The organism is Streptomyces sp. NPDC053755 (assembly GCF_040677675.1).
Taxonomy (GTDB): Bacteria; Actinomycetota; Actinomycetes; order Streptomycetales; family Streptomycetaceae; genus Streptomyces.
The window spans coordinates 37,516-43,515 of the sequence record NZ_JBFASK010000044.1 but is presented as its reverse complement, the minus strand read 5'-3'; the positions used below and the strand labels follow the sequence as shown (position 1 = coordinate 43,515).

Annotated in this window: 5 protein-coding genes and 1 pseudogene; all 6 read right to left on the bottom strand. The window is 73.6% G+C overall.

All coding sequences use genetic code 11. The annotated features are described in order from the left end of the window. Positions 1–373, bottom strand: a pseudogene (locus AB0K65_RS29040) (3-dehydroquinate synthase); the annotation flags it as partial. Continuing rightward, positions 370–960: a shikimate kinase gene (locus AB0K65_RS29035; protein WP_365721666.1), complete on the bottom strand. Its 591-nt coding sequence runs from the start codon at positions 958–960 to the stop codon at positions 370–372. The gene AB0K65_RS29035 and the pseudogene AB0K65_RS29040, both read right to left, overlap by 4 nt. Continuing rightward, complete coding sequence (locus AB0K65_RS29030; protein WP_365721664.1) at positions 957–2,876, bottom strand: anthranilate synthase family protein; 1,920 nt, start codon at positions 2,874–2,876, stop codon at positions 957–959. The genes AB0K65_RS29035 and AB0K65_RS29030 overlap by 4 nt, the downstream gene beginning before the upstream one ends. Continuing rightward, positions 2,873–3,496, bottom strand: a complete 624-nt coding sequence (locus AB0K65_RS29025) for an isochorismatase family protein (protein ID WP_365721662.1) — start codon at positions 3,494–3,496, stop codon at positions 2,873–2,875. The genes AB0K65_RS29030 and AB0K65_RS29025 overlap by 4 nt, the downstream gene beginning before the upstream one ends. Before the next feature lie 152 nt (positions 3,497–3,648). Next, positions 3,649–4,419 carry a 2,3-dihydro-2,3-dihydroxybenzoate dehydrogenase gene (locus tag AB0K65_RS29020; RefSeq protein WP_365721660.1) on the bottom strand — a complete coding sequence of 257 codons (771 nt, stop codon included), beginning with the start codon at positions 4,417–4,419 and terminating at the stop codon, positions 3,649–3,651. Between the two features lie 106 nt (positions 4,420–4,525). Next, on the bottom strand, positions 4,526–5,698 hold the full coding sequence (locus tag AB0K65_RS29015) for a 3-deoxy-7-phosphoheptulonate synthase (protein WP_365721658.1): 1,173 nt from the start codon (positions 5,696–5,698) through the stop codon (positions 4,526–4,528). Positions 5,699–6,000 lie beyond the last annotated feature (302 nt).

Here is a 6,000-nt window from a genome sequence, read left to right as displayed (position 1 = left end):
AGCTCGCCGCCACGAAACCGGCCAGGTCGGTGGTCGCGCCGCCGCCCACGCCCACCACGACGTCGGTGCGGGTGAAGCCGTGGCGGCCGAGTGTCTCCCAGCACGCGGCGGCCACCCCGGCGGTCTTGGCCTCCTCGGCGTCCGGCACCCGGACCGGCACGACGGTCCGGTCGGGGGCGGTGAGCACGTCGGCGATCCGGTCGGCGAGCGGGGCGAGCGCGGCCGGGTGGATCAGGCCCACCCGCACGGCCCTGTCGCCGACGAGGGCGGGGAGCTCGCCGTACAGCCGCTGTCCGACCAGCACCTCGTACGGCTCCGAGCCCGCCGATCCGCCGACCGGAAGGGTGGTCACGTCCCGTGGGGGCGATGTCATGAGGGGGTCAGCTCCAAGGCGTGGAGCACGGCGGTGGCGACCTCGTCGGGGGTGCGGCCCGAGGTGTCCACGACCGTGCGGGCGACCTGTGCGTACAGGGGGCGGCGCGCTTCCATCAGCGTCCGCCACCGTGCGGCGGCCTCGGCTTCGCCGTCCGCGCCCCCGTCCGCGCCCCCGTCCGCGCGGTCGTCCGCGCCGCTGCCGCCGGGGGCGCCCCGGCCGCCGAGCAGGGGCCGGCCGGCGCCGCCGCCCACCCGCCGTACGGCCTCCTCGGCGTCGAGCGCGAGATGGACGACGGGCCGTCCGGCGAGCAGGGCCCGGGTGGCGGCGTCGGTGACGGCGCCACCGCCGAGGGACAGCACCCCGTCGTGTTCGGCCATGGCCGCCCTCACCGCCCGGTGTTCCAGGGCGCGGAAGCGCGCCTCGCCGTCGGTCGCGAAGATCTCGCTGATCCGGCGGCCCTGGGCGGCGACGATGTCGTCGTCGGTGTCCCGGTGGGCGGTGCCCAGGCGTTCCGCGAGGAGCGCGCCCACCGTGGACTTGCCCGATCCCATGGGCCCGACGAGGACGACGAGGGGGCCGGTCATGCGACGGGCACGCCGGCGGCCACGGCACCGCCGACCGCGGCGTTCTTCACGAGGCCGCCGAGCATGGCGGCGACGATCCGCGGGCCGCGCTGGGTGAGCACGGACTCGGCGTGGAACTGCATGGACGCGAAGTGCGGTCCGCGCAGGGCGTGCACCTCCCCGGTGTCCGGGTCCCGGCTGACCTCGATGTCCCCGACGCCCGCGCTGTGGAACCGGTCGGTGTCGCTGCGGGCGGCGAAGGTGTTGTAGAAGCCGACCCGCTCGCGGCTGCCGAAGAGGTCGATCTCCTTCTGGACGCCCTGGTTGGGCACGTCACGGCGGGCGAGGTCCAGGCCGAGGCGCAGGCTGAGGACCTGGTGGCTGAGGCAGACCGCGAGGAACGGCCGGCGTTCGCGCAGCAGGGTGGAGACCGCCTCCCGCAGGTGGGCGATCTTGGGGTGTCCTGCCTCGCGCGGGTCGCCGGGGCCGGGGCCCATGATGACGAGGTCGTAGCCGTCGAAGGCGTACTCCTCGTCGAAGCGTCGGACCGTCACCTCCGGTCCCAGGGCCCGCACCTGCTGCCCGATCATCGAGGTGAAGGTGTCCTCGGCGTCGACGATCAGGACGCGCTGTCCGGCGAGCACCGGGTCCGGGTTCCCGCGGCCCGCCTCGCCCGCCAGCCAGAAGCCGGCGATGGTCGCGTTGCGCTGCTCCAGGGCCTCGCGCACCCGCGGATGCGCGCGGAAGCGCGCGACGCCGTCCTCCTGGAGGGCGGAGAGCAGCCCGGCGGCCTTGGCGCGGGTCTCGGCGACCTCCGACTCGGGGTCGGAGTGGCGCACCAGGGTGGCGCCGACGCCGATGGAGACGCGGCCGGCCGCGTCGATGTCGGCGGTACGGATGAGGATGGCGGAGTCCATGGCGCGGCCGCCGAGGGCGTCGCGGCCGATGAGGGCGACGATGCCGCTGTAGTAACCCCGGCCGTGCGGCTCGTACTTGGCGATGACGCGGGCCGCGCTCTCCAGCGGCGAGCCGGTCACCGTCGGCGCGAACAGCGTCTCGCGCAGGATCTCGCGCGGGTCGCGGTCGGTCTGCCCCTCGATGAAGTACTCGGTGTGGGCGAGGCGGGCCATCTCCTTGAGGTACGGGCCGACGACCCGGCCGCCGTCCTCGCAGATCCGGGCCATCATCTTCAGTTCCTCGTCGACGACCATGTACAGCTCGTCGACCTCCTTGCGGTCGGCGAGGAAGTCGAGCACGCCGGGGAGGGTGGGCCCGGACGCCGGATAGCGGTACGTGCCGCTGATGGGGTTCATGACGGCGGTGCCGTCGGCGAGGCTGACGTGCCGCTCCGGTGAGGCGCCGACGAAGGTGCGCTCGCCGGTGTGGATGACGAAGGTCCAGTACGCGCCGGTCTCGCGCTGGAGCAGGCGGCGGAAGAAGGTGAGGGCGCTGCCGGGGCCGTAGTCGGTGATCTCGGCGGTGAAGGAGCGGCGGATGACGAAGTTCGCGCCCTCGCCCGTGCCGATCTCGTCGGCGACGATGCGGCGCACGATCTCCGCGTAGGCGTCGTCGTCGACGTCGAAGCCGCCGTCGCCGAGGGTGATCGGGACGTCGGGGAGCGCGGCCAGGACGGTGGCGAGCGGCAGGGTGGCCTGCTCGTCGACGGTCATGGCGATGAGCGGCGCGTCGTCGTCGGCGTGGTCGTAGCCGCGCTCGCCGATCTGGCGGTACGGGACGACGGCGAGCACGTCGTGGCGCCCGGCGCCGGTGTCCTCCCGCACGGGGATGTCGGCCAGGGTCGCGGGCAGCGAGATGCCGCCCGTGAGCAGGTCGACGGCTCCGGGGCCGGTGGTCTCGGGCCGGTACAGGAGCGCGAAGGCGGGCGGGTTGGGGCCGAGGATGCGGCCGAGCAGATCCTGCGGGACGGGCGCGCTCATCCCAGCACCTCCTTCGTTGTGGTGACGACGGCGCAGCGCTTGGCCGCGTAGGTGAGGGCCAGGCGGTGCTCGTCCTCGGTGAAGTCGCCCAGCGCGTCGGCGACCAGGAAGGTCTCGATGTCGTTCGTGAACGCCTCGACGGCGCTGGCGAGGACGCCGACATGGGCGTACACACCGCAGATGATCAGCTGGTCGCGCCCCTGGGCCCGCATCCGCTCCAGCAGGTCGGTCTTGAAGAAGGCGCTGTAGCGCCACTTGGTGAGCAGCCAGTCGCCGGACGTCGGCGCGAGGGGCTCCACGACCTCGCGGTCCACGGGGTCGACGCGCATGCCGGGCCCCCAGAAGTCGGCCAGCAGGCCGCGCTGTTCGGGGGTCATGCCGCCGGGCTGGGCGGTGTACGCCACCGGGACGCCGTGTGCGGCGCAGCGGTCGCGGAGCAGCGCTGCGTTGGCGATGATCTCCTCGCGCAGCGGCGAGGGGAACGGCGCCAGGAAGTAGCGCTGCATGTCGTGGACGAGCAGGACCGCGCGGTCCGGGTCCACGGTCCAGTGCGGGGTGGCGGGCGGCAGTGAGCCGGCCGTCGGCAACGGATAGGCCTCGATGGGCGGTATCCCGGCCATGACCGTCCTCTCGGTACGTGAGCGGATGAGGGGTGACGCCACCGGCCGCGCGGCCGGCCGGCCGCGCGGCGCGGGGCCACGGGTTCCCGGGACCTGGCGCCCGGGCCTCGGCGTCTCGGGCACGGGCCCCGGAGGGCCGGCGCCGGAGGTGTCTACGCGCCGAGGGACGCCCCGCCGTCGACCGTGAGGTCGTGGAGCGTGATGTGGGACGCCTGGTCGGACAGGAGGAAGACGACCGCGTCGGCGATGTCGGTGGGCAGCGCCAGCTTCTTCAGCGGGATGCCGACCCTGAACGCCTCCGGGCGGCCCTCGATGGTGCCCTTGGGACCGGACTCGTCGTGCCACATGGAGGAGAGCATCGGGGTGTCGGTGGAGCCGGGCGCGACCAGGTTGCAGCGGATGCCGTACCGCGCGACCTCGAGACCCAGCGACTTGGTGAAGAGGGAGGCGGCGGCCTTGGAGGCGGCGTAGGCGGCCATCTCGCTGCGCGGGGTGTTGGCGGCGTTGGAGGCGACCGTCACCAGCGCCCCGGAGCCGCGCGGGATCATGCGGTCGACGACGGCCCGGGAGACCTGGAAGACGCCGGTGGCGTTGACGGCGAAGGTGGCGGCCCAGTCCTCGTCGGTGAAGGTGCGCACGGGCCCCAGTCGCAGGACGCCGGCCGAGTTCACGAGGTAGTCGATGGGGCCGAGGCGCCGCTCGACCTCGTCCACGAGGGCGTTGACCTGGGCGCTGTCCGTGACGTCGGCGGGGAACGCCTCGACGGCCAGCCCTTCGGCGGTGTACGCGGCGACCCGCTGCTTCAGGGTGGTCTCGTCGCGGTCGACGGCGGCGACCGTGACACCCCGGTCGGCCAGTGCGTGGACCACCGCGGCGCCGATGCCCCCCGCGGCGCCGGTGACAAGGGCGATCTTGTCCTGCATGACGGTTCCTCCGGTAGGTCGTGGACGTGGGTCGTGGCGTGGGTCGTGGCGTGGGTCGTGGGCGGCGACGGCGGGGCGCCGTGCGCGGGCCGCCGGCCGCGGGACGTCAGGCGCGCCAGGCGGACAGGACCGTGACGGCCTGGCCGGGGTTCAGCCGGGGGTCGCAGAAGCTGGTGTAGTACTCGCCGCAGCGGCCCGCCCACTGCTCGCCGAGCACGCACTCGGTGACGTCGTCGGGGGTGGTCTCCAGGTGGACGCCGCCCGCGATGCCTCCGGAGGAGCGCACGGCGAGCTGGAACTCGGAGATCTCCCGCTCGATGGTCGTGGTGTAGCGGGTCTTCAGACCGCCGGGGGCGTTGACGGTGTTGCCGTGCATCGGGTCGGTGAGCCAGATGACCGGGTGGCCGGCGGCGCGGACGGCCTCGACGAGCGGCGGCAGCTTCCGGGCGACGTTCTCGGCGCCCATCCGGGCGATGAGGGTGAGCCTGCCGGGCTCGCGGGCGGGGTCGAGGATCTCGCAGAGGGTGAGCAGCTCGTCGGTGGACATGCTGGGGCCGACCTTGCAGGCGACCGGGTTGACGACCTCGGCGAGGAGGGCGACATGGGCGCCGTCCGTCCGGCGGGTGCGCTCGCCGATCCACGGGAAGTGGGTGGAGGCGAGCAGCAGCCGGCCCTCGTCGTCGCGGCGGAGCATCGGCACCTCGTAGTCGAGGAGGAGCGCCTCGTGGCTGGTCCACACGGGCGGGTCGATGACCGGGCGGCCGACGGGCTTGCGCCAGCCGAGGTGGCCCATGATGTCGTTGGCGGCCATGTAGCCGGTGAGCAGACGCAGCGGGTCGGGACGGCGGGACTCCGGGTCGGGCTCGGGGCCGTTCACCATGTGCCCGCGGTAGACGGGGAGTTCGAGTTCACCGATCTTCTCGGTGTTGTTGGAGCGCGGCTTGCCGAACTGGCCCGCCATGCGGCCCACGCGGATCACCGGCTTGTGGGTGATCATCTTCATGGCGCCGGCGAGCAGGTCGAGGACGGCGGCCTTGCGGGCGACGTGCTGGGCGGTGGACTCGTCGGGGTCCTCGGAGCAGTCCCCGGACTGGACGATCACTGCCTCGCCGGCGGCGACGCGGGCGAGGAGCGTGCGCAGGGTGTGCACGTCCTGCGGGCTGACCAGCGCGGGCCGGACGCTCAGCTCCTCCCGTACGCGTTCGACCTGCGACTCGTCTTCCCAGACGGGCTGTTGCAGAGCCGGCCTTTGCCGGATGTCGAGCAGAGTGTTGTCCACTGGGGGTCTCTCCTAAGACGACAGGGCGACGGTGCGGCGGCATTCTTCGTGGCGGAGATCCGCTCGGCGGGAAGGGCGCGGGGCATGGCACGAGCAGAGCGCGCGGGGCGGGCGAAGGGCCGGCCGGCGGGACACCGAACCGGTGTCCGAAGCAGGGCCGACCGGCCCGGAATTCGTTCGAATCATGTGCCGGGCGCGGTGGCGCGGCCAATGCCGGCCACCGCACTCCGTCAAGTGGGCCGAGGATCCATCAGGTCCGATGGAGTTCCGGTTCGCGGGTGTGCGAGGCCACCTGCACAGCG

Coding starts and splice junctions, on each gene's coding strand:
- AB0K65_RS29035 (WP_365721666.1), bottom strand. CDS start 960: ATGACCGGCCCCCTCGTCGTCCTCGTCGGGCCCATGGGATCGGGCAAG.
- AB0K65_RS29030 (WP_365721664.1), bottom strand. CDS start 2,876: ATGAGCGCGCCCGTCCCGCAGGATCTGCTCGGCCGCATCCTCGGCCCC.
- AB0K65_RS29025 (WP_365721662.1), bottom strand. CDS start 3,496: ATGGCCGGGATACCGCCCATCGAGGCCTATCCGTTGCCGACGGCCGGC.
- AB0K65_RS29020 (WP_365721660.1), bottom strand. CDS start 4,419: ATGCAGGACAAGATCGCCCTTGTCACCGGCGCCGCGGGGGGCATCGGC.